This window comes from Candidatus Spyradosoma sp. SGI.093 (assembly GCF_050314555.1).
Lineage (GTDB): Bacteria > Verrucomicrobiota > Verrucomicrobiia > Opitutales > UBA953 > Spyradosoma.
The window spans coordinates 129872-156745 of the sequence record NZ_JBNPNH010000004.1 but is presented as its reverse complement, the minus strand read 5'-3'; the positions used below and the strand labels follow the sequence as shown (position 1 = coordinate 156745).

At 64.5% G+C, this 26874-nt stretch carries 21 protein-coding genes; 14 read left to right on the top strand and 7 right to left on the bottom strand.

What is annotated here, in order from left to right; genetic code table 11:
* Nucleotides 1-573 precede the first annotated feature (573 nt).
* The gene (locus ACQREB_RS05805) at nt 574-1347 is read left to right on the top strand and encodes a PEP-CTERM sorting domain-containing protein (RefSeq protein WP_427766421.1); all 774 of its coding nucleotides are present in this window, start codon (nt 574-576) and stop codon (nt 1345-1347) included.
* 134 nt (nt 1348-1481) lie between these two features.
* Here ACQREB_RS05805 and ACQREB_RS05800 read toward each other — a convergent pair whose 3' ends face one another.
* Complete coding sequence (locus ACQREB_RS05800; protein ID WP_427766418.1) at nt 1482-2801, bottom strand: hypothetical protein; 1320 nt, start codon at nt 2799-2801, stop codon at nt 1482-1484.
* Between the two features lie 112 nt (nt 2802-2913).
* Between ACQREB_RS05800 and ACQREB_RS05795 the strand changes: the two genes are divergently transcribed.
* From ACQREB_RS05795 to thiE, 5 genes are all read left to right on the top strand, one after another.
* A complete protein-coding gene (locus ACQREB_RS05795; protein WP_427766417.1) occupies nt 2914-3960 on the top strand; it encodes a bile acid:sodium symporter family protein in 1047 nt (348 codons plus the stop codon).
* A gap of 78 nt (nt 3961-4038) precedes the next feature.
* Nucleotides 4039-4713: a 7-cyano-7-deazaguanine synthase QueC gene (gene queC, locus ACQREB_RS05790; protein WP_427766416.1), complete on the top strand. Its 675-nt coding sequence runs from the start codon at nt 4039-4041 to the stop codon at nt 4711-4713.
* 54 nt (nt 4714-4767) lie between these two features.
* Nucleotides 4768-7575: an excinuclease ABC subunit UvrA gene (uvrA, locus tag ACQREB_RS05785; protein WP_427766414.1), complete on the top strand. Its 2808-nt coding sequence runs from the start codon at nt 4768-4770 to the stop codon at nt 7573-7575.
* A 269-nt stretch (nt 7576-7844) separates the two neighbouring features.
* On the top strand, nt 7845-8612 hold the full coding sequence (locus tag ACQREB_RS05780; RefSeq protein ID WP_427766518.1) for a sulfide-dependent adenosine diphosphate thiazole synthase: 768 nt from the start codon (nt 7845-7847) through the stop codon (nt 8610-8612).
* 207 nt (nt 8613-8819) lie between these two features.
* The gene (gene thiE, locus ACQREB_RS05775; RefSeq protein ID WP_427766412.1) at nt 8820-9440 is read left to right on the top strand and encodes a thiamine phosphate synthase; all 621 of its coding nucleotides are present in this window, start codon (nt 8820-8822) and stop codon (nt 9438-9440) included.
* Nucleotides 9441-9526: 86 nt separating this feature from the next.
* On the opposite strand, the gene ACQREB_RS05770 is transcribed toward thiE, so the two are convergent.
* Genes ACQREB_RS05770 through ACQREB_RS05750 form a run of 5 tightly spaced genes read right to left on the bottom strand, consistent with a single transcriptional unit; the run spans nt 9527 to nt 12488 of the window.
* On the bottom strand, nt 9527-10045 hold the full coding sequence (locus tag ACQREB_RS05770) for a ribbon-helix-helix protein, CopG family (RefSeq protein ID WP_427766409.1): 519 nt from the start codon (nt 10043-10045) through the stop codon (nt 9527-9529).
* A gap of 19 nt (nt 10046-10064) precedes the next feature.
* Nucleotides 10065-10979: a signal recognition particle-docking protein FtsY gene (gene ftsY / locus ACQREB_RS05765; RefSeq protein WP_427766407.1), complete on the bottom strand. Its 915-nt coding sequence runs from the start codon at nt 10977-10979 to the stop codon at nt 10065-10067.
* Between the two features lie 21 nt (nt 10980-11000).
* The gene (gene nusB, locus ACQREB_RS05760; protein ID WP_427766405.1) at nt 11001-11540 is read right to left on the bottom strand and encodes a transcription antitermination factor NusB; all 540 of its coding nucleotides are present in this window, start codon (nt 11538-11540) and stop codon (nt 11001-11003) included.
* A 7-nt stretch (nt 11541-11547) separates the two neighbouring features.
* Nucleotides 11548-12159, bottom strand: a complete 612-nt coding sequence (ribH, locus tag ACQREB_RS05755) for a 6,7-dimethyl-8-ribityllumazine synthase (RefSeq protein ID WP_427766402.1) — start codon at nt 12157-12159, stop codon at nt 11548-11550.
* Between the two features lie 53 nt (nt 12160-12212).
* Nucleotides 12213-12488 carry a DUF4032 domain-containing protein gene (locus ACQREB_RS05750; RefSeq protein ID WP_427766399.1) on the bottom strand — a complete coding sequence of 92 codons (276 nt, stop codon included), beginning with the start codon at nt 12486-12488 and terminating at the stop codon, nt 12213-12215.
* A gap of 178 nt (nt 12489-12666) precedes the next feature.
* Between ACQREB_RS05750 and kbl the strand changes: the two genes are divergently transcribed.
* The 4 genes from kbl (at nt 12667) to ACQREB_RS05730 (ending at nt 16022) form a co-directional block, all read left to right on the top strand.
* Complete coding sequence (gene kbl / locus ACQREB_RS05745) at nt 12667-13872, top strand: glycine C-acetyltransferase (RefSeq protein WP_427766398.1); 1206 nt, start codon at nt 12667-12669, stop codon at nt 13870-13872.
* Nucleotides 13873-13978: 106 nt separating this feature from the next.
* On the top strand, nt 13979-14479 hold the full coding sequence (locus ACQREB_RS05740; protein WP_427766395.1) for an RNA polymerase sigma factor: 501 nt from the start codon (nt 13979-13981) through the stop codon (nt 14477-14479).
* Complete coding sequence (locus tag ACQREB_RS05735) at nt 14476-15033, top strand: hypothetical protein (protein ID WP_427766394.1); 558 nt, start codon at nt 14476-14478, stop codon at nt 15031-15033. Before ACQREB_RS05740 ends, ACQREB_RS05735 begins: the two co-directional genes overlap by 4 nt.
* A 23-nt stretch (nt 15034-15056) precedes the next feature.
* Entirely contained in the window at nt 15057-16022 is a 966-nt protein-coding gene (locus tag ACQREB_RS05730) for a PDZ domain-containing protein (protein WP_427766391.1), read from the top strand.
* Between the two features lie 139 nt (nt 16023-16161).
* Here the strand turns inward: ACQREB_RS05730 and ACQREB_RS05725 are convergent, their stop codons facing one another.
* Nucleotides 16162-17367, bottom strand: coding sequence for an AIR synthase related protein (locus ACQREB_RS05725; RefSeq protein ID WP_427766388.1), 1206 nt, complete (start codon nt 17365-17367; stop codon nt 16162-16164).
* A gap of 157 nt (nt 17368-17524) precedes the next feature.
* Here ACQREB_RS05725 and ACQREB_RS05720 point away from each other — a divergent pair, with 157 nt between their 5' ends.
* The 4 genes from ACQREB_RS05720 to ACQREB_RS05705 all read left to right on the top strand — a co-directional run bounded on the left by ACQREB_RS05720 (nt 17525) and on the right by ACQREB_RS05705 (nt 26874).
* Entirely contained in the window at nt 17525-17758 is a 234-nt protein-coding gene (locus ACQREB_RS05720) for a ferredoxin (RefSeq protein ID WP_427766385.1), read from the top strand.
* Nucleotides 17759-17874: 116 nt separating this feature from the next.
* Complete coding sequence (locus tag ACQREB_RS05715) at nt 17875-18528, top strand: outer membrane beta-barrel protein (RefSeq protein ID WP_427766384.1); 654 nt, start codon at nt 17875-17877, stop codon at nt 18526-18528.
* A 46-nt stretch (nt 18529-18574) separates the two neighbouring features.
* A complete protein-coding gene (locus tag ACQREB_RS05710; RefSeq protein ID WP_427766381.1) occupies nt 18575-19747 on the top strand; it encodes a hypothetical protein in 1173 nt (390 codons plus the stop codon).
* A gap of 17 nt (nt 19748-19764) precedes the next feature.
* Nucleotides 19765-26874, top strand: a complete 7110-nt coding sequence (locus ACQREB_RS05705; protein WP_427766379.1) for an autotransporter domain-containing protein — start codon at nt 19765-19767, stop codon at nt 26872-26874.

Below are 26874 nucleotides of genomic sequence, written 5' to 3'. Positions count from 1 at the left end.
GGCGGAAATGCGTCCGCGGGAAATCGGACGCCTCGGGAACGAAAGCAGGAATGCCTTCGCCCCCAAAGCCCCATCGGGGCGAAACAAAGGTAACCCCATGCGCGCCGCGAAGCGCGCGCTTGGGGGAAGGCTCCGCATATGCCCCGCGCCTGAAAGGCGCAACTGCCCGACGCGTTCGTCGTCTTACGGCACGGCGTTCCCGCGGGGCAGTTGCGCTTTTCAAGCGCATGTTCTTTTGCGGACGCTGCCCCAAGCGGCGGAGCCGCATGGGGTTATTTTTGTTCCGCATTTCATGCGGACTCGCTCGCGGGAACGCTTGGGGGCGAAGACGTCCGCGTCTTCGTCGCGGGGCGCGGGAACGGTTTTTTAACCGCGAAGTTAAAGGAAGTTAAGGAAAGTCCTGGAAATCCGCGAAAGCGATTTTGACCACGGATAGACACGGACGCGCACGGATTTTTTCCGGAACGCGCGTTCCCGCCGCATGGACGAAGCGGGAAAAGTTTTCTCCCCAAAGAAAATTCACATCTCGATGTTTGACATACGGGGGGGGGGGCATTACTGTTTTTCCCACTTATGAAAAACATCATCGCAATTACCTCTCTCTTCGCCGCGGGAACGCTCTGCGCGAGCGCGGCCGGAACTCTCGTTTATTACGGAGATACGGGTGCCGGGAGCGATATCTTTAGTGCCAGCCAATGGGGCTACTCGACGCTCTTTTACGATTATACGGAGAATGCGACCCGCGACGACGGCAAGACTCTTACTACGAGCACTTGGGCTGATGCGAATTCCTCCGTCGACAGTTATAAGACTGCGATGCAAACGGTCGGAAATACGGATTTTTCTCTCCGTTTTGATCCGACCATCGCTATGTCCGCTGCGACTTCGGTAGCTTTTGGAATCAGTTCTGCAATCTACTTGGATTCTTTTGATGTCGGAAGTGCAGCCCCAACATCGTTTACATTGGACTTCGGAACATCCGGTTCGATTACGGCAAAAAGTAAATTGAATTTTGGGGCTTCGGTGAAAGACGTTGACGGGAGTATCAACATCGTGGCTTCCGGAATTACCGCCGGAGCAGAACGCCTTCTGCTTTCAACAGAAAATCAATATGGAATTTGGAATTTGAGCGATGCCACGAGCGTTACTCTGACCGTTGACGGATATGACACGTCGTTGGGGCTGGTCGAAAGCGGGACGGTGCTTTCTGAAGGACAGGCTGCGTTGGTTTACAAAAATAAGGCGCTTTATCTCGTCTCAGGGATTCCCGAGCCGTCGGCGTTCGGGTTGCTGGCGGGCTTGGGCGCGCTCGCGCTGGCGGGAACGCGTCGCCGCCGGAGAAAATAAAGTTCAGGAGGTTAAAAGTAATTACTCCTCGACCTTTTAAACCTTTTTCGACTCCTCGACTTTTTTCATAGTGTGTGTTGGCGTTCCCGCGCGGTGAGGCGCGGGGACGCTTTTTTTGTCGCGGGAACGCGCGTTCACTCGTCGTCGGCGGGGGCGTCTTTCGCGGAGCGTTTCGGCGCGCGGGAACGCGAGTTTTTGCCCGCAGGCTTTTCGCCGGTGACTTCCGCGCGCAGGTTTCGCACGTCGGAGATTTCGCCGTCGGAAAGCGTCACGCATTCCATGAGAAAGCGCTGCGGATCCGCGCCGATGGAAAAGAGGTAAATGCGCGGCGTGCCGCGGCGGCGCTTCAGCGTCGCGTGCCAGCGGCTCTCCCAGCGCAGGTCGCGCGCCTTGCGGGCGTCGGTCTTCGTCGGGCGATAGGCGGAGTCCGCGAAGAACGTCTTGCCGTGCTCGTCGTATTGGCGCAGCCCGTCGAAGAAATCCGAAAAGACGGCGAGCGCGTCGTATTTTTCTTCGAGCATCACGTCGAGCCACGCGCCGAGCGAGCCCTGTTCGAAACCTTCCGCATGTTTTTTGTGGATACGTTTGCCGTCGTTCGAAAGCTTCGTCTTGTCCGTGCCGTCGAGCCGTATGCCGACGCGCGGTTTCGGGCTTTTGCCTTTGCCGTTGCGCCCGCCGACGATCTCGCCGTCGACGACGAGCGTTCCCGCGCCGTCGAACTCGAAGATGTCCGCGTCGGGATAATTTTCGTAAATCTCCCTGCGCACGCGCGGCAGGAACGGGAGCATGCTTCCGGAGCAGTCGAGATAGACGGCGACCTTTTCCGCGCGCATCGTCGCGCCCAGCACTTTTTTCGGCGCGAACTTCGCGACGAAGTTCTTCCCGGCGCCGAGGCCGAGTCCCGTTCCCGCGCCGACGCCTCCGCCGGAACCGCCGCCGAATCCTCCCGCGCCGCCGTCGCCGAGCCCGGACGAAAAATCGCCGCCGAAGCGCGACGCGGAAAGCTCCGGCAGCTTCATCTCGATCGGCGGGAGCGCGATCGCGGCGTGCGCGGATTTCGACGCGATGCGCGGGGGCTTCACCGCGAGCTTCGGCTTCTTCAGAATGCGGCCCGCCGTGTTCCGCGGGTCGCCGGCGTTCCCGCCTCCCGCGCCGGTGACGAAGGCGGCCGGCGTCTCTTCGGGAACGTCGCGTATCCGTTTCGTGATTACGAAAATCGAAAGCAGGATCAGCGCGACGTGCAGCGCGGCGGAGACGACGAAGCCGACGCCGAACGCGCGGGAACGCGCGCGCGGGCGCCCTTCGGAGGCGTTCCCGTCGGGCTTTTCGCCGAGTCGGCGCGCGGGGCGGCGGACGAGCCTTCCCAGGATGAAATGCGCGTCGCGGGTCGCGGTCGCGTCGGCGACGGCGGGCGGCGGAAGCACGGGCTGTTCCTCGGGGTTCACGGAAGGCATGGGCGAAAGGCGGGGACGGCGGGAGATTTTTCCACAATGAAACAGGGCGCGCGGGAACGCTTCAACGATTTTCTTGCGCGCGCGCGCCTTTCGGCGTTTCATTTTCCGCTCCATGGACGATGGCGAAAATCGGTCGGGCGGCTCCGCCCCCGCCGCCTCGAAGAAATCGGGCGGCGCGTTTTACAAGGACTGGTTTCTTTACGGCATGATCGGCTGCGTCGGGCTCGCGACGTTGTTCCCGGAAGTCGGAAGAACCGGCGGAACGCTGCGCGCCGACGAGCTCGCGAACTGGGGCGTCGCGCTCGTGTTCTTCTTTCACGGGCTCGGGCTTTCGTGGGCGAATCTGCGCAACGGCCTGCTGGCGTGGAAGGTGCACACCGCGGTGCAGGCGATGACGTTCGGCGTGTTCCCGCTGCTCACGTTCCTTTTCTGCCTCGTCTTCGAAGACGCGCTCGGCTGGCTGCCGGCGCAGCTCGCGCTCGGGTTCTATTTTCTCGGCGCGCTGCCTTCGACGATCTCCTCTTCCGTGGCGATGACGGCGATCGCGCGCGGGAACGTTCCCGCGGCGATCTTCAACGCGTCCGTCTCGAGTCTGCTCGGCATCGTGCTGACGCCGCTGCTGATCGGCGTCTTCGCGACGACGAGCGGCGATTCGCTCCCGCTGGGCAAGACGATTCTGGACCTGTTCGTGCTGCTCTTTCTGCCGTTTCTGCTCGGGCAGGCGCTGCGCCCGCTGCTGCGCGCGCCCGCCGAACGCTTCAAAAAACACATCAACGTCTTCGACAAGCTCGTCATCCTGCTCATCGTGTTCTCGTCGTTCGCGGATTCGGTCGCGCGCGGGCTTTGGAACAACTACGGCGTGTCGATACTCGCGCAGACTTTCGCGGGAACGCTGCTGATTCTGCTCGTCGCGCTGTGCGTCTCGTTCGGCATGTCGAAGCTCTGCCGCTTCGACAAGGAGTCGGAGATCACGACGGTCTTCTGCGGTTCGAAGAAGACGCTCGCGTCCGGCGTGCCGATGGCGAAGGTCATCTTCGGCGCGGCGGCGCTTTCGGGCGATCTGGACATCGGGCTGATCGTGCTGCCGATCATGTTCTACCACCAGCTCCAACTGCTCGTCTGCACGATTCTCGCGAACCGCTACGCGAAGCGCCTTTGAAAAAAGGCGACGAGGTCGTGAAGCCCGTCGCCCCCTTTAACCTTTAACCCTTAACCTTTAAGCGTTATCTTCCCCTCCATGAGTCTGGAAAATCCGCAAAGCAGCGTCGTCCTCCTTTCGGGCGGGCTGGATTCCGCGACGCTCCTCGCGAAGCTCGTCGCCGAAAAGCGCCGCGTGCTCGCGCTCGGCGTGAACTACGGGCAGCGCCATTCCCGCGAAATCGACGCGGCGCGCGCGCTCGCCGCGCATTACGGCGTCGAATATCGGCTGGCGGACCTGCGCGCCGTTTCCGCGTTTTTCGGGAAAAACAGCCTGACGGACGCGAGCGTTCCCGTCTACGAAGGCGCCTACGACGAAGCGGGCATGAAGACGACCGTCGTTCCCGCGCGCAACCTGCTGCTGATTTCGCTCGCGACCTCGTGGGCGATCGCGGAAAAGTGCGACACCGTCGCCTACGCCGCGCACGGCGGCGACCACGCGATTTATCCCGACTGCCGCGAGGAGTTCGCGGAAAAGCTCGACGCCGTCGTCCGCGTCTCCGACTGGCATCCCGTGCGGCTGGAACGTCCCTTCGTCGGCATGAACAAGGCGGAGATCGTCGCGCTCGGTGCGCGGCTCGGCGTGCCGTTCGCGCTGACGTGGTCGTGCTACAACGGCGGCGAAAGGCACTGCGGCAGATGCTCTACCTGCGTCGAGCGCGCCGCCGCGTTCCGCGAAGCCGGCGTTCCCGACCCGACGGTCTACGCCGCGTGAGGGCGCGACGCGTTCCGGGTTGCGGGAACGCGGGAAAACGCCGAAAATCCGCGCATGCGTAAAACGGAAGCGATTCGTCTGCGCGGCGTGCGGCAGAACAACCTCAAGGGATTCGATCTGGAGATTCCGATCGGGAAGCTCGTCGTCGTCACGGGGCTTTCCGGCGCGGGCAAATCCTCGCTCGTCTTCGAGACGCTCCACGCCGAAGGGCAGCGGCGCTACGTCGAGACGTTCTCGCCCTACACGCGCCAGTTTCTCGAGCTCATGCCCGAGGCGGACGTGGACGCCGTGGAGAACGTCCGCCCGTCCGTCGCGGTGAAGCAGGGCAACACCGTGAAGACGTCGCGCTCGACCGTAGGCACGATGACGGAGCTCTGCGACCGCATGAAGGTCTGGTTCGCGCACGCGGCGGAGCTTTTCGATCCCGCGACGGGAGCGCCGTTGCGCGCGCATTCGCCGTCGAGCGTCTGGAAGCGCGTCCGCGAGGCGCTCCCGGGCGAGGCGGTCTGCGTCGCCTTCGCGGCGGCGCTTCCCGAAAAGGTCTCGCGGGAACGCGCGCTCTCCGTTTACGTCCGCGAGGGCTTCACGAAGGCGATCGCCGACGGCGCGCTCGTCGAGCTCGACGCGTTCGCGGCGGACTCCGCCGTTCCCGCACCGGAAAAATTTTACGTCGTGGCGGACCGCATGCGCGTCGAGGACGCCGGACGCGCGCGCTTCATCGAGGCGGCGGCGACGGCGTTCCGCTTCGGCGGCGGCGTGCTCGCGGTCTTCCGCGCCGTTCCCGCGGGCGGGGCGGAGCTCTTCGACGTTTTTTCCGAAAAGCTCGTCTCACCCGTGACGCGCCGGCAGTTCCGCGCCGCGACGCCCGCGCTCTTTTCGTTCAACTCGCCTCTCGGCGCCTGCCCGCGCTGCCGCGGTTTCGGGCGCGTCATCACGCTCGACTGGAAGAAGGTCGTTCCCGACGAGAACCGCACGCTCGCCGAAGGCGTGTTCGCGCCGTTCTCCGGCGAAATCTACGGCGAATCGCAGCGCGATCTGATGCGCGCCGCCAAACGGCGGAAGATCCCGACGGACGTGCCGTGGAAGGATCTTTCGCCGTCGCAGAAAAATTACGTTCTCGACGGCGACGCGGACTGGGACGAGAGCGACTGGACGCGCGGCTGGTACGGCGTGAAGCGCTTTTTCGACTGGCTCGAAAGCACGTCCTACAAAATGCACGTGCGCGTCTTCCTCTCGCGTTTCCGCGCCTACGTGAAATGCCCGGACTGCGGCGGCACGCGCTTCCGCGAGGAATCGCTCGCGTGGCGCTGGCGCGGGAACACGCTGCCGGAGCTCTTCGCGAAGACCGCGGACGAGCTGTTCGCGCTGCTGCCCGAGCCGAGCGGGAAGACCGCGCCGGACTTCGCGCTCGCGGAGACGCGCGCGCGGCTGTCCTATCTGCGCGAGGTCGGGCTCGGCTTCCTCACGCTCGACCGCCAGTCGCGCACGCTTTCCGGCGGCGAAGTGCAGCGCGTGAATCTCACGGCGTGCCTCGGCGCGTCGCTTTCCAACACGCTCTTCATTCTGGACGAGCCGAGCGTCGGGCTGCACCCGCGCGATCTTTCGCGCATGGTCGGCATTCTCAAAAAACTCGTCGCCGGCGGGAACACGGTCGTCGTCGTCGAGCACGACGAATCCGTGATGCGCGCCGCGGACTGGCTGGTGGAAATCGGCCCGCGTCCCGGCGCGGAAGGCGGACGCCTCGTTTACGCGGGCTCGCCCGCGGGCATTCTCGACTGCGCGGAATCCGTCACGGGCGCGTGGCTTTCCGGGCGGCGGGAACGCGTGTTCGCGGACGTGCTCCGCGGCGGCGCGGACGCCTCCGTCGGGCGCGGGCCGGCGCTGCGCCTCGCGCACGTGACGGCGCACAATCTGCGCGATTTCGCCTGCGCGGTGCCGCTGCGGCGCCTCGTCGGGCTCTGCGGCGTTTCCGGCTCGGGCAAATCGACGCTGGTCAACAACGTGCTCGCGCAGTTCGCCGCGGACCGTTCCGGCGTTCCCGAAGAGGACGACTTCGAGCTGCCGCCGTGCACGTTCGAAAGCGACGTGCCGCTGCGAGAGATCGTGCTCGTCGATCAGGCGCCGCTCTCGAAGACGCCGCGCTCCAATCCCGCGCTTTACTGCGGCGCGTGGGCGGAAATCCGCAAGCTTCTCGCGGGAACGGACGAGGCGCGCGCGGCGGGGCTCACCGCGGCGAGCTTTTCGTTCAATTCCGGCGACGGCCGCTGCACGCACTGCAACGGCTCCGGCTGGGAGACCGTGGAGATGCAGTTCCTGTCCGACGTCTTCGTGCCGTGCCCCGTCTGCGAAGGACGGCGCTTCCGCGACGAGATCCTGCGCTTCCGCTGGAACGGAAAAAACGTGACGGAGATTCTCTCGCTGACGATCCGCGAGGCGCTGGAATTTTTCGCGGGAACGAAAAAGATCGCCGACGCGTTCGCGCTGCTCGACGAAATCGGGCTCGGCTACCTTACGCTCGGGCAGCCGCTGAACACGCTTTCCGGCGGCGAGGCGCAGCGGCTGAAGCTGTCGCGTTTTCTCGCGGAACTCGAAAATCCGACCGACGCGGAAAGGGCGGCGGGAACGTCGCTGCTGCTGCTCGACGAACCGACGACGGGGCTGCACCGCGAGGACGTCGTCCAGCTCGTCCGCATGCTGAAGCGTCTCGTCGCGGGCGGCAATTCCGTGCTCGTGGTCGAGCATCACGCCGACGTGCTCGGCGCGTGCGACTGGCTGCTCGAGCTCGGACCCGAGGGCGGCGACGCCGGTGGCCGCCTTGTCTTCGCGGGCACGCCCGCCGACTACGCGAAACGCCGGAAGTGACCGCCGCCGCCGCGGGCGTTCCCGCGTCAAGATTTCCGCGCCTTTTTCCGCTTGCTCGGAGACGGGAACGGGAATAGCGTTGCGGGACGTTTTCAGTGAGGGGTGCCGCGCGGGAACGTCCGTCGGCTGAGATCATACCCGCGAACCTGATCCGGGCAATGCCGGCGTAGGGAAAGCTGAGTTCCGACCGCGCCGCGGGAACGCGTTCCCGCGCGGGCGCTCTTTCCGAAAACGAAAAATTCTATACAGAAAGAGCAAAAATCATGGTCATGGAAGAACAGATTTCGGGCGCGATCGTGCGCTCGTTTTTCAAGAAACTCGAGAGCCATCTCGCGGTGGACGTCGCCGTCGTCGGCGCGGGCCCGAGCGGGCTCGTCGCCGCGCGCGACCTCGCCAAGGCGGGCTTCAAAGTCGCCGTCTTCGAGAGCAAGCTCGCGCCGGGCGGAGGCACCTGGGGCGGCGGCATGCTGATGAACGAAGTCGTCGTGCAGGACGACGCGGCGGAGATTCTGAACGATTTCGGCGTCACGACCGTGCCGCTCGGCAACGGCTACCGCACGCTCGATTCCGTCGAGATGGCGTCGGGGCTGATCTTCGGCGCGCGCAAGGCGGGAGCGGTGATCTTCAATACGGTCTGCGTGGAGGACATCGTCGTGCACGACGGCGTGATTTCGGGCGTCGTCATCAACTGGAATCCGGTGCGGCGGCTGGAAATGCACGTCGATCCGATCGTCGTCACCGCGCGCGCGGTCGTGGACGGCACGGGGCACCCGAGCGAGATCGTGCAGAAGGCCGTCAACAAGGCGGGCGTGAAGATCGATTCGCCCACGGGCGGCATTCTCGGCGAAAAGCCGATGTGGATGGAGGACGGCGAGCGTACGACCGTCGAGAACACGAAGCGGCTTTTCCCGGGGCTCTACGCGTCGGGTATGGCGGCGAACAACGTGCAGGGCGGCTTCCGCATGGGACCGATCTTCGGCGGCATGCTCAAGAGCGGACGCAAGCTCGCGAAGCTCATCGCGGAAGACCTAAAGTAAAGTAACGAGTGGCAGGTGACAAGCGGCAAGAGCAGTGAACAGCGAACAATGAATAATGAATAACGCCTTGCGTTCGGCTGCGCCGAAAAGATTTCAAGACAGCCCTCATCACTGCGTTATTCATTATCCATTATTCACTATTCATTATCCATTATCCAATGCTCCTGTCACTTGTCACCGACAACCTGTCGCTTCCTTTCCTTTTCCATGGACAATTTCGGTCTTTACCTCGTCGTCACCAATCCCGCGACGAGCTATGAACGATGCGCGGAAGCCGCCGTGCGCGCCGGGCTGCGCTTCGTGCAGCTGCGCATGAAGCACGCGCCGCGGGAACGCGTCGTCGCGACCGCGAAGAACCTGCGCGCGATCAGCGCGGGAACGCCCACGAACTTCATCGTGAACGACGATCCCGAAATCGCCGTCGAGGTCGGCGCCGACGGCGTCCACCTCGGTCAGGACGACATGCCGCTGCCCGTCGCGCGGGAACGCTTTCCCGAGCTGAAGATCTTCGGGCTCTCGACGCATTCGCCCGCGCAGGTCGCCGCCGCGCGCGCCGTCGCGCCCGACTACATCGGCGTCGGCCCCGTTTACGCCACGCCGACGAAGGACATTCCCGACGCGACGCTCGGACTCGCGACGATGCGGGAAATGATCGCCGCCGCCCCCTGTCCGGCGGTCGCGATCGGCGGCATCGACGCCGCTCGCCTGCCCGACGTGCTCCGCGCGGGCGCGCGCAACTTCTCGGTTGTCCGCGCCGTCTGCTCGTCTCCCGATCCCTACGCCGCGATCTGCGCCCTGCAGGAAATTTGGCGCCGCGAAACGGCGTGACGCGCGCGCGGCGGTCACTTCATCTTCGAAAAAAAAGGACGCGACTCGGAAGCCGCGTCCTGAAAGGAATCGCTTTCCGCGGGCGCTCAGCGCTTCTTCGCGGAAGGCTTTTTCGCCGGGGATTTGGCGGGCTTGGCGGGAACGCGCTTCTTCGGCGCGGGTTTCGCGGGAGCGGCAGCCTTCTTCGCGGGCTTTTTCACGACGGCTTTTTTCGCGGGGAGCTTCTTTGCCGCCTTTTTCGCCGGAGCCTTCGCGGGCTTGGCGGCGGGAACGGTCTTTTTGCGCGAGGCCGTCGCCGCGGCTTCGAGCTTCTTCGCGGGAAGCGCGCCGACGTTGCCGATCAGGCGCCGGACGATTTCGGCGAGGCTCGCGCCGTTCTTTCTGGCGAGGGCCTTCAGCCCGTCGACGACTTCGACGTCGGCGCGGAACGAAATCTGGCGGCTCTTTTCGCGGCGGAATTTGAGCGCGTCCGCGCTTTTCTCCGCGAGCGCGGTCCGCAGCAGCGAGCTGAGCGTGCGGATGCCGTACTGCCTGCGGACGGATTCCGCTTCGGAAATCAGAGCTTCGGGAAGGACGACGGTGACGAGTTTTTTGCGCGAGTTCATGATCGTAATTGTTTTCTGCTTACGCATTAAAGACGGCGGCCGCGTAGTTTTCAACCGAAAACGGCTGCAGATCCTCGGGCTTTTCGCCGAGGCCGACGAAGTAGATCGGAATGCGCAGTTCGCGCCAGATGCCCACGAGCGCGCCGCCGCGCGAGGTGCCGTCGAGCTTCGTGACGACGAGCCCCGTCAGGTTGAACGCTTCGTGAAAGATGCGCGCCTGTTCGATGGAGTTGGAGCCGAGCGTGCCGTCCACGACGAGCCAGCGGTGATGCGGCGCCTCCGGGTCGAGCTTGCCGACGACGCGCGCGATTTTCTTCAGCTCCTCGATGAGATGGCTTTTCGTGTGGAGGCGTCCCGCCGTGTCGAGAATCGCGACGTCGCGTTCCCGCGCCTGCGCGGCGCGCACGGTGTCGAAGGCGACCGCCGCGGCGTCCGCGCCGTGTCTGCCGGGAACGAGATCGATCGCGAGCTTTTCCGCCCACGCGGAAATCTGTTCGTTCGCGGCGGCGCGGAACGTGTCGCACGCGCCGAGAATGACGCTTTTGCCGTCTTCGGCGAAGCGGTGCGCGAGCTTCGCCGCCGTCGTGGTCTTGCCCGCGCCGTTCACGCCGACGAGCGCGATGACTTCGGGCCGGTGCGCGGGAACGTCGGGCAGGGCGCCGGCCGCGCCGTCGAGGATGCGCGTCAGCACGCGGCGTCCGATTTCCGCGGCGTCCTTGCCGTGGAGTTCCTTGTCGGCGGAATAGGCCTTCTTGATTTCGGCGATGATTTCGTCGGCGGTCTGCACGCCGAAATCCGCGCCGTAGAGGGCTTCTTCGAGTTCGTCGATGGAGGCGGCGTCGAGCTTTTTCGAAAAGATTCCGCCGACGGCGCCGAAGAGCCTGGCGGTCTTTCTGAAGCCGTCCTTGAATTTCTGAAGAATGGAACCGAACATGGCGGGAACGCGCGCGGCGGCTCAAAGCGCCGTGCGCAGCGGGCGGGAGAGGTTTTTCTTCACGCGGTCGAGCACGCCGTTCACGAAGCGGTGCGAATCCGCGGAGGAGAACGTCTTCGCGAGGTCGATCGCTTCGTTGATGGAGACGACGGGCGGAATGTCCGTGCGGTAGAGCAGCTCGTACACGGCGAGGCGGAGAATCGCCAGGTCGCAGCGCGCGATGCGGGAAAGCTCCCAGTTCTGCGCGGCGTCGGAGATGACGCCGTCGACGCGGGAAAGATTCTTGAGCGTTCCCGTGACGAGCTCTTCGGCGAAGGCGTAGAATTCGCGCGGGTTGCCGCGGTTTTCGGTGTCCGCGAACGCCGCGTCCGCGGGAGCGTCCTTTTCGGGGGACTGCTGCGGGACGGAGAAGAACGCGTAGAGCTCGTCGGCGAGGTCGCCGTGCGTCGCCGAGGCGTTCCACGCGTAGAGGAACTGCATGGCGGCGATGCGGTTCTGGCGGCGTTTCGCGGGAACGGCGCGGTCGCGGTTCGGCTCGGAAGTCTTTTTGTCGTCGGGCATGGCTGGCTCAGTTCTTGTGATAAGGATTGTCGGAGGAGCCGAAAAAGTCGTCGCCCTCGTCGTCATCGTCGTCGTCGAGCGAGAAATTGCCGAAGATCTCCTCGTTGCGTTCCCGCTCCATGTCGTTGCGGTCGAGCTGTTCGAGGTAGTCGGCGAGGCGGTTGCCGAGCATCGCCATTTCGACGGCGGACTCGGCGAATTCCGAGCCGCGGTCCTGTTCGCCGAAGACGCGTTCGTCCGCCTGGGCCTCGTTCAGCGTGACGACGATGCCGTTGATGACGGGGACCTGCGTGTCCACGGCGATGTGCTGAAGCTCGTTCGCGGTCGCGTGCGCGATGATTTCGTGGTGCGGCGTGTCGCCGGCGATCACGACGCCGAGCGCGATGACGCAGTCGCAGTCGCCCGTGAGCGCGAGCATCGACGCGACGTAGGGAATTTCATTGGCGCCGGGAACGCGCGTGAGCGTGACGGCGGAGGCCGGAATCTTCTTTTCGCGGAGGCGCGCGCGGACGCGTTCGATCAGGCGGTCGACGTATTTCTCGTTGTAGCGCGACGCGACGATGGCGAAGCGCAGGTCGGAGCGGGCTTCCGTTTTGTGAGTCGGTTTGTTTTTGCTCATAAAAAATCGGCGGAATTATCTGAAAGAACGAACCTCGAAAAAAACGCCGAGGTTCAGGCGGACGCGGGCGCGGCGGAATTGCGTTTCCGCCACGCGAGGCGCCACGCCGCGCGGTGGTTCACGATCCAGTCGTAGGCGGCGGCGCTGAATCCGACGTCGCGGCCGGCGCGTTCGGAAAGCAGCCATTTGTGGCGCATGATCTCGTCGCGCTCGGCGACGGTCTCACGAAAAAGGCTCGATTGCTGCGCAATCAGGTCGGCAACCGACCGCGGCAACCCGGAGGAGGTCGCGACGGGCAAAGTTCTTCTTCTGGCGCGAAGCGTGTTCATGATTCTTATAAGGTGAACGCTTCAGCATAGCCGAGCACGCCCGCTTTACAACATAAAAGCGCGGCGCGTTTCCACGGCGAAAAGGCGTTCCCGCGCATTTTTTGTTTGCGTGAGACGGGGGCGCGGAGGAAAATCAGATTTTCCCAAGCACCTTTCAACCGAAAAACAAGAAAAAGCTATGTCATACAAAGGTTATCTCGAAACGGCGAAGGCCCGTCTCGCGGAAATCCGCGAAGCCGGTCTTTACAAGGAAGAACGCGTGATCGCCAGCCCGCAGGCGGCGCACATCCGTCTTGAGGACGGGCGCGAAGTCATCAACATGTGCGCGAACAACTATCTCGGCCTCGCGGACAATCCCGAAGTCATCAAGGCGGCGCACGAGGCGCTCGACAAATACGGCTTCGGCTGCGCGTCCGTCCGCTTCATCTGCGGCACGCAGACGATCCACAAGCAGCTCGAGGCCGCGATCTCCAAGTTCCTCAAGACCGAGGATACGATCCTCTACGGCGCGTGCTTCGACGCGAACGGCGGGCTCTTCGAATGCCTGCTCAAGGAAGGCGACGCGATCATTTCCGACGAGCTCAACCACGCCTCGATCATCGACGGCGTCCGCCTCTGCAAGGCGACGCGCTACCGCTACAAGAACAACGACATGGCGGACCTCGAGGCCAAGCTGAAGGAAGCGCGCGCGGCGGGAGCGAAGAACGTCATGATCTTCACGGACGGCTCGTTCTCGATGGACGGCGTGATCGCGAACCTCAAGGGCATCTGCGACCTCGCGGACAAGTACGACGCGCTCGTCGGCTTCGACGAATGCCACTCGACGGGCTGTCTCGGCGCGACCGGCCGCGGCACGCACGAATACTGCGGCGTGATGGACCGCGTGGACGTCATCACGGGAACGCTCGGCAAGGGCATTTCCGGCGGCTCCGGCGGCTTCACCTCGGGCAAGAAGGAGATCATCGACCTGCTGCGCCAGCAGTCGCGCCCGTACCTGTTCTCGAACTCGATCGCTCCCGCGGTCGTCGGCGGCGCGCTCAAGGCGCTCGAACTGCTCGAAAACGATCCCTCGTTCGTGCAGCGCATCCAGGAGAACACGAAGTTCTGGCGCGAAGGGCTCACGAAGGCGGGCTTCAACGTCGTTCCCGGTACGCACCCGGTGACGCCGGTCATGCTCGGCGACGCGCGTCTGGCGCAGGAATATTCCCGCCGTCTGCTCGAAAAGGGCATTTACGCGATCGGCTTCTTCTACCCGGTCGTGCCGAAGGGCAAAGCGCGCATCCGCACGCAGATCACCGCCGGCCACACGCGCGCCGACCTCGAAAAGGCGCTCGCGGCGTTCATCGAAGTGAAGAACGAGCTCGAAAAAGAGCAGAACGCTTAAGGCTCAAGGCTTAAAGAAAAAGTCCGGGAACCGGCGACGGCTCCCGGACTTTTTTCAGACAAAACGCGGAGGCGAATCCGCTTCTTTCTGAACGAACCAAACGACAATGTCCGAGAAACCTATCGCTCAAGAAGATTGGCAGACGTGGCTTCGCGCCAACGGCCGCCGGCTTCTCCTGTGCGCACAGCAATGGACGAATTCTCTCGCGGACGCGGAAGACGTGCTGCAGGAGGCGTTCGTCCGCTACTGGAAGCATCAGCGGCATTTGGGCGGCAGTCCGGAAGCTCTCATCATCACTTCGATCCGTCGGGCCGCGATCGACCACGGGCGTTCCCGCAGTCGTCGGGTGCAGCGCGAGACGCAGGCCTACGAATTGGGGGACCGCTCGACGATGTTCGAGTTCGGCAAGGACGACGAGGCGAAGGTGCTGGAGGCGGCGCTGCAGAAACTGCCTCCCGAACAGCGCGAAGTCGTCGTGATGAAGATCTGGGGCGAGCTGACTTTCGACGAGATTGCCAAGGAACTGAAAATATCGCAAAACACTGCGGCGTCCCGCTATCGCTACGCGTTGGAGGCGCTGCGCAAGACAATCAAAAAAGAATCATGACCGAAGCGGAAATCAGAAAATTTGAAGAGGAACTGAAATCGGCGCCCCTGACGCCCCTTTCGGGAAGATTTTTTGAAGCCGTGCGCGCGCGCATGGCGGAGGAGGACGTCGCGCTTTCCGCGGACGACGCGGAGATCGAGGCGGCGTTGCGCGCGCTTACGCCGCGGGCGCCGAGCGAAGCGTTCTTCCGGCGCACGGCGGAAGCGCTGGGCGAAAGCGGGAACGGCGGCAACACGCTGGATTTCCCGAAGCGTTCCCGCGCGTTCCCGCGCTGGCTCTCCGCCGCCGCCGCCGCGGGCATCGCCGCCGCGGGCGTCGCGTTCTGGCAGCTTTCCGAAACGGAGGCGCCCAACTACGAGCTGGTGAGCACGGAAAACGTGCTGCGCGACATCGAGGAGCTGCCCGTCGAGCTGAACGCCGACGGCGAGCTCGTGCGCCCGATCCGCTACATTTACACGAACGCGCAGCGTTGGCGCGATCCGAAGACGCAGAAGACCTACGTGGAATACCGCCCCTTCGAAAACACCGTTCCGACGCTCGTCGCCGTTTATTGAACCCCAAGGAGAAAGGTTTCGTCATGCGCATCTCCAAGAAAATCAAGGCCGTCGCGCCGCTCGTTCTCGCCGCGGGTCTCATGGCTCCCGCGCTCGCGCAGGAGGCGAAGGACGTTCCCGCCGCGAAGGTGAATCCCGCTTCGGTGAACATCGTGAGGAGCTCCGTGCCGCTCTTCGGCGCGGCGTTCGGCATCAACACCTTTTACGCGCGCGGCGAGCGCAAGTTCGGCCTCCCCGTCATCTACGTCAAGGAAGGCTCGCCCGCGGAAAAGGCGGGGCTCGGCGCCGGCGACATTCTGCTCTCGTTCGACGGGCAGAAGCTGTTTTTCCCGAATCAGTTCGCGGCGCTGCTGCGCACCTACGATTCCGACGCCGTCGTCGAAATCGACTTCGTGCACAACGGCGAGCTCAAACGCGCCCGCGTCCAGCTCTGCGCGCGGACGGGCTCGGCGGTCGCCGTCCGCGGGAACGAACGCGATGTCGTTCCCGCGCCGAACGACAAGGACGACGTGCGCCTGCTCGTCAACGGCCGCGAAATTCCGCTCTCCAAAAACATGGAATGGAGCAACCGCGTCGCCGTGACGCCCGACGCCGTCATCATCCGCACGAACGTCGAAGACGTTCCCGCCGACATCATGCGCGTGCTGCAGATCTTCCGCAAACGCATGCCCGACCCGGAAGAAAGCCTGCGACGGATCGAGCGCACCGGGCGCGGCACGCTCATCGGCGGCATGTCCGCCGCCTCGCAGGTCTATTTCGCGGACGGAAACACCGTGGTGCTGACGCGCGAAAACGACAGGCGCGAAGTCACCGTGCGCACCGCCGACGGCTGCGAAATCTTCCGAGGACCCTGCTCGACGCAGGACGAAATCGACAGGATTCCGCCGCGCGCGCTCGAAATCATTTCCGACTTCACGACGCTGACGCCGATCGCGCCCGACGAAGAAGCGGAAAAAAGCGTTTTCGTGAATCTGAAAAACAAAAAATGATCCGCGCGACGCTTTTAAGATGTTTTTGGGTTAGATAGAGAAGTTAGAGTTAGTAGAGATAGAAGCTGAACGGGCGATTCCGAGAGGAGCCGCCCGTTCTTTTTTTGGGGAAAATTCCGCCGCGCTCGGCGGCGCGTTCTCAGTATTCCACGACTTCGCCGTCGGCGGTCGTCAGCGTGATGTGGTTCGCGCCGTCGGGTTTCTTCGACGCTTCCGTTCTGCCGATGACGCGCGATTCGATGCGGAGCGAATCCGCGATCTGGCGCACGGCGGGAACGTCGCTTTCCTCGACGTAGATTTCGAGGCGCTGGCCCATGTTGTACACGCGGTGCATTTCCGCCGCGTCGGTGCCGCTGGCCTCGCGGATCGCCTTGAAGATCGGCGGCACGGGAAGCAGGGCGTCCTTCACGAAATGCACGTTTCTGCCGAAGCGGACGCATTTCGTCATCGCGCCGCCGGAGCAGTGGATCAGCCCGAAGACGCGTTCGACCGGAAGTTCCTTCAGCAGGCGCAGCACGAACGGCGCGTAGGTGCGCGTCGGCGAGAGCAGCGCCTTGCCGACCGTCAGCGTCGAGCCCGGGAGCGCGTCGCCCATGCGGTACGGGCCGCAGTAGACGTAGCGCGGATCGATGCGCGCGTCGAAGGTTTCCGGATACGTTTCCGCGTAGTGGCGGCAGAGCATTTCGTGGCGCGCGGACGTGAGCCCGTTCGAGGCGATGCCGGAATTTTCGACGGGCTCGTAGGCGCACGTTCCCGCGGACGAGAGCGCGACGATCGCGAGACCCGGGCGGATGCGCGACGCGTCCACGACGCGGGAACGCGGCAGCACCGCCGTCGCGCACGAATCCACCGTGCAGGTCGGCGTCAGGTCGCCGACATCCGCCGTTTCGCCGCCGCCGGAGCGGATGTCCACGCCGTAGTCGCGCAGCATCTGCAGAAATTCCTCCGTCCCGCCGATGAGGTGCGCGAGCACTTCGCCGGGAATGCTTTTCGCGTTGCGGTTGATGGTCGAGGAGATGATCGCGTTGCCCGTCACGCCGATGCAGAGCAGGTCGTCGATGTTCATCACGATGCTGTCCTGCGCGATTCCGCGATAGACGGACGCGTCGCCCGTCTCCTTCCAATACATGTAGGCGAGCAGCGACTTCGTGCCCGAGCCGTCGGAGTGCGTGCAGTCGCACAGTTCGGGATTCCCCGTGAGAAAATCCTCCGTGATCTTGCAGAACGCGCCGGGGAAAAGCCCCTTGTCGATCTTGTCGACGACGGCGTGGACTTCGTCTTTGGAGGAGGAGACGCCGCGCGCCGCGTAGCGTCCCTGAGAACCGGAAATGTTGTTGCTTGCCATGGTGAAGCACTTTAAGCCCTGAGGCCCGCCGCTTAAAGCTTAAAAGCAGAAGCGCGCGAGGGCCGGGAAAAGGTTCTTTCGAATTTTCGTCTTCGCGGGCGCAGGAACGGGGTTTCCTCTTGACTGGCGCGGAGGCGCGGCGCATGATTTCAGCTCTATGGCAAACATCGAAGACAAAAACGCGGGATGCGTTCCCGGAAAATTCTATGTGGACAACCAGTGCATCGATTGCGACGTCTGCCGCGAGACCGCGCCCGAATTCTTCGCGCGCGACGACGACAACGGCGTGACGATCGTCATCAAGCAGCCGTCCACGGACGAAGAAATCGCCCTCTGCGAAGAAGCCAAGGGCTCCTGCCCGGTGGACGCGATCGGCGACGACGGCGAGTGAGTTTTTTCGCTCTCCTTTTCAAAGACCGAAGGGCTCGCGCCTTTCGGTTTTTTTTTGCGTTCCCGCGCCGGAGGGTCTAAGCTCCGCGCTCATCGACAACCCCCTTCGCAACGGCAATGAAAAAATCTTTCGCCATCCTTCTGTTCCCGCTCGCGGCGCTCGCCGCGTCCGCCGAAATCGATCCCGTCACGCTCCGCGAGGAAACCGCGCCCAACCGCGCCGCGCTCGCGCCCGAACCCGCCCGCCCCGCGGACGAGACCGCCCGCGAAAAGCTCGCCGCCTACGCCGCGCGCGACGAGGCGCCTTACGCCGCCGTCCGCGCCGTCGCCGTGTTCCCGCGCCGCAAGGACTGGGAGTTCACCGGCGGTGCCGAGCTCGCCTTCGGCCGCGAATTCGGCGCGAACCGCGTCGAGCTCTCCGTCGCCGCGTTCCAGTCGCACAGCGACGACTACGGCGCCTATCAGACCGCGATTCCGCTGCTGGCGACCTACGCGCGCGAATTCGCGGTCGAGCTTTGGGGAGACGTCTTCGCGCCCTACGTCGCCGTTTCCGCCGGCGTCTGCTGCGACGATTACCTCGTCGGCGGCTCGCACGTGACGAAGTGGGACGCCGTCGGCGCCGTCGGCTGCGGAGCCCGCTGGAAAATCACCCGAGGCTGGACGGCGGAGGCCGGCTACCGCTTCGTCTGGGTCGCGAACGACGAAGCCGAGCAAATGACGGGCATGGGAGGCGGTCATTCCCTGAATCTGGGGCTTGACTTTCGCTTCTGAAACCTGTGTTATGACACGAAACCAACCCCTCAATTTTCCCCTTTAAATGTCGACTTCAACCCGGACAAGAAAGACTTCTGCGGTCGCGTGGCTGCTTTTCGCTTTTTCCCTGATCGCGTTCGGGGGCGTCGCGTCTCCGAGCTTCGCCGCGGACGAGCCCGTCGCACCGCAGGCCGCTCCCGTGCTCGTCGTCCGCGCCGAAGCCGGCACGCGCGTCACGCGCGTCGAAGGCGAAAAGCGAATCGAGCTCGGCGTCGTCGGTGAAGACGGCCTTCTCGTCGCCGATCGGGGCGTTCCCGCGGGAACGCAGACCTTCGTCTTCGAGCATCCGGACGCGCTCGAGCCTTTCGTCGCGGAGCTGAATCTCGCTCCCGGAGCCGTCGCGAAAGTCGTTCCCGCGCTGAAGATGCGCACCGGAGAGCTCTCCGTCTCCTGTCTGCCGACGGACGTCGCCATCTTCGTGGACGGCGATTTCAAGGGGCGCGGCGTGCTCGTGCTCGGCTCGCTCGAGCCCGGCAGGGAAGTCACCGTCGAGGCGCGTTCGCCCGTTTACGGCGTCAGCTCCAAGCGCGTGAAGATCCGCGCCGGCGAGACCGCGAAAATCGCTTTCGATCTGCGCGGCAACATTCCCGCGCAGAAGCCCGACGGCAAGATCGTGCTGCCGGAAGTCCAGCTCGCGCTCGCGAGCCAGCCCGGCTCCGTCGTCAAGGTGGACGGCATTCCCGCGACGCTCTCGGACGGCGCGCTGACGGATCTGCCCGTCGGCCTGCGCAACGTCGAAATCTTCCTGCCGCTCGCGGGCAGGGAAGTCTCCGTCTGGCGCGGCGCCTTCGCCGCGCGTTCCGCCGTCATGCCCGGCGCGGATCTTCCCGCGGAACCGCTCCCGCCCGGAGTCTCCGAAGCGCCGGCGCCCGCTCCCGTCGCGGAAAAGCCCGACGAGCAGCCCGCCGAAACCGCCGCCGCTCCCGCCGCGCCCGAGAAAATCGTCGGCAAGGTGGTGATGCGCCTCACGGACACGCGCTATCAGATTTCGGTCAACGCCGCCTCCGCGCTGAAAGACGGCTCGCGCTGCCGCCTCGTCGTCTCGCTCGACGAGCCGCCGCTGACCGCGAAAATCGTCTCCGCCACGGCGGGAGGCGTCCTCGTCAATTTGGAAAACAACCCGTTGGGCGCGGCTCTCAAGGAGGGCGCGACCTTCGTTCTCGAACCCGTCGAATAAACTTAAATTTGCATCCTATGCGTTCCCCGATTCTCACCAAAACCGCTTTGCTCGCCGCCGGCCTTTTTTCCGCCGCGGCGCTTTCCTCCTTCGCGGAAACCTACACCTCCGGAAAGGGGCTCATCTTCGACAATTACGCGGGCGGCGTGATTGAAGTGAACACGAGCTCCGGTCAGTTCCCGCTTCCCGGCAAAGGACCGGAGGGGACGGGAACGCTCGTCAAGACGGGCGCCAACACGCTTTCGCTGGAGATGGACGTTATTTTTTACAGCCTTCCCCGATACACGGCGGGCCCCTATTCGTATCAACACGCTCCCAACGTGAAAGTGCACAGAGAGGACGGGACTTCTTACAGCGAGGAAGACGCTCCGACGTCGGGAAGTTGGCTTGACGGTCTGTCTTGGGAGGGCGGCGAGCTCCGCATCGAAGAAGGAACGCTTCAGATGCGCGGCGCCGTCAATCTTTGGGCGGATTACGGCAGCCGGGTCAACGCGGGCCTGGGGATGCCGACGGAAGGCGAAATGCGCGGCGTGGGCACCATCACGCTCATGGGCACCGCGACGCTCGACATCGGCCGCAGCGTCTTGGATCCGGTTTACAGCGTCAATCGGATGTTCTCCGGATCGGACAATCATTTCGTGTTCCTGAACAATTTGCGCGCGGGAACGGACAACTCCCAAGCCGGAACGATTTTGGACGTCGGCTTCAATAACTTTGAGTCCGGGAGCGCGATTTCCGACCGCTATCACGTGGATCTCCACGTGGACGGAAACACGCTCGCGGACGGCGGCTCGATCGGCGTCATCGTCGGCGACGCGAACGTTTACAAGACCGGCTCGGGCAAGTTCACGCTGCTCGGAGAAAGCATCGAATATTCCGGCAATTTCTACGCGGCGGGCGGCGTTCTCGTGCTCGGCGCCGAGGCGAATTCCAATTATTCCGTCGATTCCGCGTCGAACGCGCTCAAGAAATACTACGGCGCGGACGGCGTGCCCGAGTTCGGGCGCACGCTGTGGGCGGCGAAATCGCTGACGCTCGCCGGAACGGTCGATTCTCAGAACGAGTCCAAGACGTCCTCGCTTTCCGAGGCTTCCCGCAACGGCGCTCTGGTCCGCTCCTATTATCTGAATTCTTCGCGGGAGATGTCCGGCGACACGCAGACGTCGCAGACGGATTATTACAAGGAAGCCTATTTCGTCGAGCCCTCCGCGGGAACGCTCGTCGTGAACAACAATCAGGTTGTACGCAATTTCCAGGCGATGTTCGCCAACGGCGCCTCGGCGACGGATTCCAACAGGTCCGCCGCGAGCGCGGTGCAGAACGCCGCGGACAGCGTGGACACGGACGCGCCGGTCATCGCGGGAACGGGCGCGGGCTCCTATCTCGCCGTCGCCGAAGGCGCGACGCTCGCCGTTTATCAGGAGGCGGGCAAAGGCGGCATCTACAAAGGCACGATCTGCGGCGTGAACGAGACGGGCGACGCCGCGGGCGTCGATTCCCGAACGGGCGCGCTGACCAAGGGCGGCACCATCGTCAAGTACGGCGAGGGCGACATCGCGCTCGTTCTCGAAGGCGCGAATTACGAAAAGCTCGCCATTCTCGAGGCGAAAAACGCCTTCGTGAACATCAACGCCATCAATCTCGATCCGGGCTCCTACGATTGGACGGCGGGGGAATGGGTCCGCGATCCTTCCCTCTACGTCGCCGAGGGCGTGAAGTTCACCATCGTCGAAAACGAGGCGGCGACGCTGAAGATGCGCCTCGACGCGACGGATCTCACTTTCAGCTCCTACGCCTACATCGACACGGTGGGCGGTCAGGTGGACGTCAGCAACGACCGGACTCCGGGCTATGTGGAAGTCGCTTCGGAACAGCGTTTCGTGGACGGAATCGTCTCCGTCGAAAACGGCATGACGCTCATTCTCACCGCGACGGATTTCGCGGGCGAAGTTTCCGGAGACGTCTATAAGTATTACGACCGGAACGGCTCGGGCACCTTTACCGACGCCGACGGAGACGTGTACGCGATCACCCGCGTCGAGAAGAATCTCGAGACCGGAAAACGCGTCTATTATTACACGGACGCGGACGACAACGAGCAGAGCGTCGAAGAAGGCGCCGAAGGGCTCGCCTACGCGGATTCGATCGTGTTTTCCGGCGGCTCTTTCGGGAACGCGGCGGCGATCGTGCTTTCCGGCAAGCTCGACGACGCGGCGGCGGGCAAGTCCGTCTATTCGACGCTCGCCTTCAACGGAACGGACCAGAAGATCCGCAATCTCACCGGCGACGGATATTCCAAGGTGGAGCTCGGAACGTCCACGCTGACGGTCGACGTCGACGCGACTGAACTCGTCCGCGGCGAAGGCGAAACCGTGACCAAAACCGCCGTGAGCACTTTCGACGGCGCGATTTCCGGCGTCGGCAATCTCGTCAAGACGGGCGCGGAGACGCTGACGCTCGGCGGCGGCGCCTCGCTTTCGTACATGGGCGCGACGGTGATTTCGGACGGCTCGATCAAGGCGACGAAGGCGCGCTCGCTTTGGGATTCCTCGGCGCTCGTCCTCAACGGCGCGACGCGCGTCGTCGAGACAGAAGGCGCCGACGGGAACACGGTCGTCTCGACGGAAGACGTCGTCAGGACGACGGCGGTCTTCACGGGCGCGCAGAATCTGGTCGCGCTCATCGGCGCCTCCAATTCCGAAGTGACGCTTTCCGGCGGCGAGCTGCGTCTCGGCGCGGACGCGTCCCGCCAGGACAAGATCGACGCGGCGCTCGCGGTGAACGGCTCCGCGCTCGGCGTGATCGTCACCGACGACCTCGGCAACAGCGACGAAGACGAGCCGACTTTCCCCGCGGGCGCGGGAGCGGCGAGCACGGACGCGCTCGTCGCCGCTTATCTGAAGCCGCTCACGAATCTCGCCGACGCCGAACAGGCGGAAGCGCTGAAGACGTATTTCTCCGGCGCGCGGAACAACGCCGCCGAAGTCCGCGGGTTTTTCGGGCTCGGCGATTCCGCGGAAAAGCTCTCCAAGGCGGACGTCACCCGCATTTATCTTAAGCTGCTGCGGGCGAACGGGCTGCTCGCGGACAACGCCGCGACGGAAGCGATGATCGAGCGCCTCGCGTTCGACGGCGCGGTGACGGCGAAATCGATTTCCAAGGTCGGCGGCGACCGCGCGACGCTTTCGGGCACGGTCGAGGCGGAATCGCTCGCGATTTACGCCGGCGCGGTCGAGATCGACGCGGACGCGCTCGCCTCCGACGACACCTTCTCCAAGGGCGTCACGATCGCCGCGGGCGCGACTTTCGCGATCAACACGACGGGCGTCGAGGCCGGCGTCTTCGACAAGGTCGTTTCCGGCGACGGCAATTTCGAAAAACTCGGCGACGGCGCGCTGACGCTCGGCGAAGACGTCGTCTATTACGGCACGACGACCGTCAAGGGCGGCGATCTGACGATGACGCTGCGCTCGACCGCCGGCGGCACGTATTCGCAGGGCGACGTCTTCGTCGAAAGCGCGGACTCGACGCTCACGTTCTTCCAGGAGACGGACACGCTCTGGACCGGCATGCTCGGGAACAAGGGCGACCTCGTCAAGACGGGCGCGGGAACGCTCGAGCTGCGCGGCGCGGGAAGCTGGATCGACGGCGGCGTCGCCGTGAAGGAAGGCGCGCTGCTGCTCGCGGACTTCACTTTCGCCGACGGCGCTCCCGAGGGCGCGCTCGTCTCCGTCGAGGCGGGCACGACGCTCACTTTCGAACAGACGGCGGACTCGGCGATCGACCGCGCCTTCTCCGGCGCGGGAACGCTCGCCAAGGCGGGCACGGGAACGCTGACGCTGCGGAATTCGAGCTCGACCGGCGAAGGCTTCGGCGCGTTCGCGGGCGATTTCCGCGTTCAGGCGGGCACGCTCGTTCTCGCCTCCGGAAACATTTTCTCCGACGCGGTTTCCGTCGACGTGGCGGAAGGCGCGACGCTTTCCGTGAACGCGGATCAGACCTTCAAGGCGCTGTCCGGCACGGGCGACCTCTTCCTCGAGGCCTCGACGCTGACGCTCACGCTCGCGAACGGCGACGCTCTCGGCTACGACAAGAGCGCCGGCGCCTACCGCGCGACGGTGAACGGCGTCCGCGGCACGGATTATTCCTCGTTCACGGCTTATTCCGGACGGGTCGGCACGCTCTCCTCGGGCGCTTCCGAGTTCCTCGTCGGCGGTGAGGGCTCGCTCGTGTTCTCGGGCGAAGTGCTCGCCGAAAACATCGGGCTTTCCGTCAAGGAAGGCGCGGCGCTGATCACTTCCGTGCTCACGCAGAAAATCCGCGACGTCAGCGAGTCCGGCAGCGTCGTGCTCGCCTATTCCGGCGCCGACGACGCCTTCTTCACGGGCGAAATCTTCGGCGCCGTCGGGCGCACGGTCGGCAAAATCGGCACGGGAACGATCATCATGAACGACGCCGTCGCCTCCTCCTGGCAGGATGCCAAGCTGCGCGTTTACGAGGGCACGCTCGCGCTCCGGGGCGCTTCCGCGTTCGGCTTCGCCTCGGCGGTCGTCGTCGAAGGCGCGACGCTCTCGCTCGAATACACGCGTGATTCCGCGATCAACCTCAGCTCCGTCGAGGGCTCCGGCACGATTCGCCTCGTTCCTTCCGAAAGCATGGCGTCGGCGGGCGAGCTGACCATCACGAACTCGTCCATGCTCAGCCCGGACTCCGGCGCGGACAGGTATTTCAACGGCGTGCTCGACGCGGGAACGCTCAAGATCGTCGTGAACGGTGCGGGCGTTTCGCTCTGCTCCGTGCAGACGACGGGCGGCTTCTTCTCGGAAGACAAGGTGACGCTGAATCAGGCGCACGACACGACGATCGGCGGAGACTTCTCCGGCAACGTCGAAGTCACCGGCGCCGGCGTGCTGACGATCGAGGACGTCGACGCCACGGGAACGATTCTCGTGAACGACGGCGGCGTCCGCATCGACGCCTCCGCCGAAAGACTGAACAACGACCTCGCGGGCGGGCTGCGCGTGAAGAACGACGCGAAGATCTATTTCGCGAACACGAATTCGCAGGACGTCACCGGCCGCCTCAGCGGCGTGCAGCTGCGCGGCGCGGTGAAGGCGGACGGCTCGTTCGAGAACATCGGAACCGTCGAGCTCATCAAGACGGGCGCGGCGGACAAGACGCTCGACTTCCTCAGCGTCGAGGACGGCGGGCGCTACATGCTCTCCGTCGAACAGGAACTTTGGAACGCGCTGACGGGCGACGACCGCGGGAACGCGAAGCTCTCCGTCGGCGTGAGCGAGGGCACGCTGGCGGTGTCCGGGCTGGACGATCTGAACGGCGCGGTCGGCCTTGTCTCCTACGGCGCGGGAACGCTTGAAATCCGCGCGGTCAACGCCCACCAGACGCTGGACCGCTCGATTTCCGGCGACGGAAACGTCGCGTTCGGCGGCGGGAAGACGACGACGGTCTCCGTCGATCAGTCCTACACGGGCGAGACGACGATTTCGTCCGGTGCCTCCGTCAAGTTCGACAACGTCGCGCTCGCGACCTCGAAGCTGACGGTCAACGGCACGATGACGGGCGGCGTCCGCCTCGTCGGCACGCCGGTCGTCTCCGTGGAAACGCGCGCCGTTTCGGCGAACGCCGCGGCGACGGTCTCCGGCGGCGATTTCGTGAACAACGGCACGGTGACGCTGGACGTCTCCGCCGGCGACCGCATCGAATACGCGGGAACGTTCGACAACCGGGCGGGAACAATCCGCCTCACGGGCGCGGCGGCGACGAAGCGCGGGAACGAAATCGTGCTCTTCAAGTCGCTTTCGGGAACGAAGATGAGCTCTCAGGAGCTGACCGCCAATTTCGCCGACGGCAGACTGACCAACGGCTCCTCGGCGCTCATGCTCGCGCAGACTTCGGACGGCGTGCTCTCCGCCTTCTCGCTCGGCGAATCCTTCGGGCTCACGGACGGCCTGCACGACGGGCTCTCCGGCAGCTTCACCGCCGTGCTCGACAGGCTCGGCGGGCTGGACGACGCCGGCGAACACGGCATCGTGATCGAGGACGACCTGCTGAGAAACGCCGACGGCTCCGTCAACATCGGCGGCGTCATCGGCTCGGCGCTGAACCGCGATTCCGCCGCCCGCCTCGCGGACGACGTCGCGAATCTCTCGCCGATCGGCTTCGCCTCGATGATCGCCCTGCCGCGCAGTTCCTTCGCGAACGACGTCCGCGCGATTTCCGAGCGCGCGTCGCACCGCCGCTTCGACTCCACCAACGAAATTTACGACAACGGCGCGGAATTCTTCGCCCGCGCGCAGTCCACGCTGCGCGACGGCTCGAAGGAGGCCGACGGCGCGAACTTCGACTTCAATACCTACGGCGTGCTCGTCGGCGCGGACGTGAAGCCGGACGATTATTCGCTCTACGGCGTCGCGGTCGGCTACGACTACGGCAGCGCCACGCTCCACGGCGGAGGCGGCAAAATCCGCTCCGACGGGCTGCGCGCGACCGCGTTCTTCAGCTCGCTGCTCGGCGACGGCACCTTCTTCGCCGACGCGGGCGCTCAGGTCGGCGTGAACCGCTTCGAGACCGACCGCAGCACGCTCGTCGGCAAGGCGGACGGCGACGCGGACGGCTGGAACGTCGGCGCGTTCGCGAACTTCGGCAAGGGCATCGAGCTCTCCAAGGGCAAGCGGTCCCGCCTGCTCGCCACGCCTTACGTCGGCTTGGAATACCTCTATTCCCGCGTCGGATCGTTCGACGAGAACGGCGTCGCCGGGCTCGACGTCGATTCCTTCGACGCGAACAGCCTCGTCGGGCGCCTCGGCGTCGTCTTCGACTGGCAGTTCCAGCTCGGCGACTGGGAGGCGCGCCTTTCTCTCGGCGCCGCCTACGCGCACGAATTCCTCGACGACGAGGCGGACGTGGACGCGTCCTTCCGCCGGGTCGCGGACTCGAAGTTCCGCGCCACGGGAACGATCGGCGCCGCGGACACCTTCTCCCTCGCGCCGTCGCTGACGATCGATTTGTCGGAGCGCAATTCGCTCCAATTCGGCTACGTGCTCGAATACGGCACGGACGAACAGCTGAGCCACAACTTCAACGCGGGCTTCCGCCACACGTTCTAA

Excerpts from the sequence above, each read along its gene's own strand:
- ACQREB_RS05710 (WP_427766381.1), top strand. The coding sequence starts at position 18,575 with ATGTCGACTTCAACCCGGACAAGAAAGACTTCTGCGGTCGCGTGGCTG.
- thiE (WP_427766412.1), top strand. The coding sequence starts at position 8,820 with ATGGACAATTTCGGTCTTTACCTCGTCGTCACCAATCCCGCGACGAGC.
- uvrA (WP_427766414.1), top strand. The coding sequence starts at position 4,768 with ATGCGTAAAACGGAAGCGATTCGTCTGCGCGGCGTGCGGCAGAACAAC.
- nusB (WP_427766405.1), bottom strand. The coding sequence starts at position 11,540 with ATGCCCGACGACAAAAAGACTTCCGAGCCGAACCGCGACCGCGCCGTT.
- ACQREB_RS05735 (WP_427766394.1), top strand. The coding sequence starts at position 14,476 with ATGACCGAAGCGGAAATCAGAAAATTTGAAGAGGAACTGAAATCGGCG.
- ACQREB_RS05800 (WP_427766418.1), bottom strand. The coding sequence starts at position 2,801 with ATGCCTTCCGTGAACCCCGAGGAACAGCCCGTGCTTCCGCCGCCCGCC.
- ftsY (WP_427766407.1), bottom strand. The coding sequence starts at position 10,979 with ATGTTCGGTTCCATTCTTCAGAAATTCAAGGACGGCTTCAGAAAGACC.
- ACQREB_RS05705 (WP_427766379.1), top strand. The coding sequence starts at position 19,765 with ATGCGTTCCCCGATTCTCACCAAAACCGCTTTGCTCGCCGCCGGCCTT.
- ACQREB_RS05795 (WP_427766417.1), top strand. The coding sequence starts at position 2,914 with ATGGACGATGGCGAAAATCGGTCGGGCGGCTCCGCCCCCGCCGCCTCG.
- ACQREB_RS05780 (WP_427766518.1), top strand. The coding sequence starts at position 7,845 with ATGGAAGAACAGATTTCGGGCGCGATCGTGCGCTCGTTTTTCAAGAAA.
- kbl (WP_427766398.1), top strand. The coding sequence starts at position 12,667 with ATGTCATACAAAGGTTATCTCGAAACGGCGAAGGCCCGTCTCGCGGAA.
- ACQREB_RS05770 (WP_427766409.1), bottom strand. The coding sequence starts at position 10,045 with ATGAACTCGCGCAAAAAACTCGTCACCGTCGTCCTTCCCGAAGCTCTG.
- ACQREB_RS05805 (WP_427766421.1), top strand. The coding sequence starts at position 574 with ATGAAAAACATCATCGCAATTACCTCTCTCTTCGCCGCGGGAACGCTC.
- ACQREB_RS05730 (WP_427766391.1), top strand. The coding sequence starts at position 15,057 with ATGCGCATCTCCAAGAAAATCAAGGCCGTCGCGCCGCTCGTTCTCGCC.
- ACQREB_RS05720 (WP_427766385.1), top strand. The coding sequence starts at position 17,525 with ATGGCAAACATCGAAGACAAAAACGCGGGATGCGTTCCCGGAAAATTC.
- ribH (WP_427766402.1), bottom strand. The coding sequence starts at position 12,159 with ATGAGCAAAAACAAACCGACTCACAAAACGGAAGCCCGCTCCGACCTG.
- queC (WP_427766416.1), top strand. The coding sequence starts at position 4,039 with ATGAGTCTGGAAAATCCGCAAAGCAGCGTCGTCCTCCTTTCGGGCGGG.
- ACQREB_RS05750 (WP_427766399.1), bottom strand. The coding sequence starts at position 12,488 with ATGAACACGCTTCGCGCCAGAAGAAGAACTTTGCCCGTCGCGACCTCC.
- ACQREB_RS05725 (WP_427766388.1), bottom strand. The coding sequence starts at position 17,367 with ATGGCAAGCAACAACATTTCCGGTTCTCAGGGACGCTACGCGGCGCGC.
- ACQREB_RS05715 (WP_427766384.1), top strand. The coding sequence starts at position 17,875 with ATGAAAAAATCTTTCGCCATCCTTCTGTTCCCGCTCGCGGCGCTCGCC.
- ACQREB_RS05740 (WP_427766395.1), top strand. The coding sequence starts at position 13,979 with ATGTCCGAGAAACCTATCGCTCAAGAAGATTGGCAGACGTGGCTTCGC.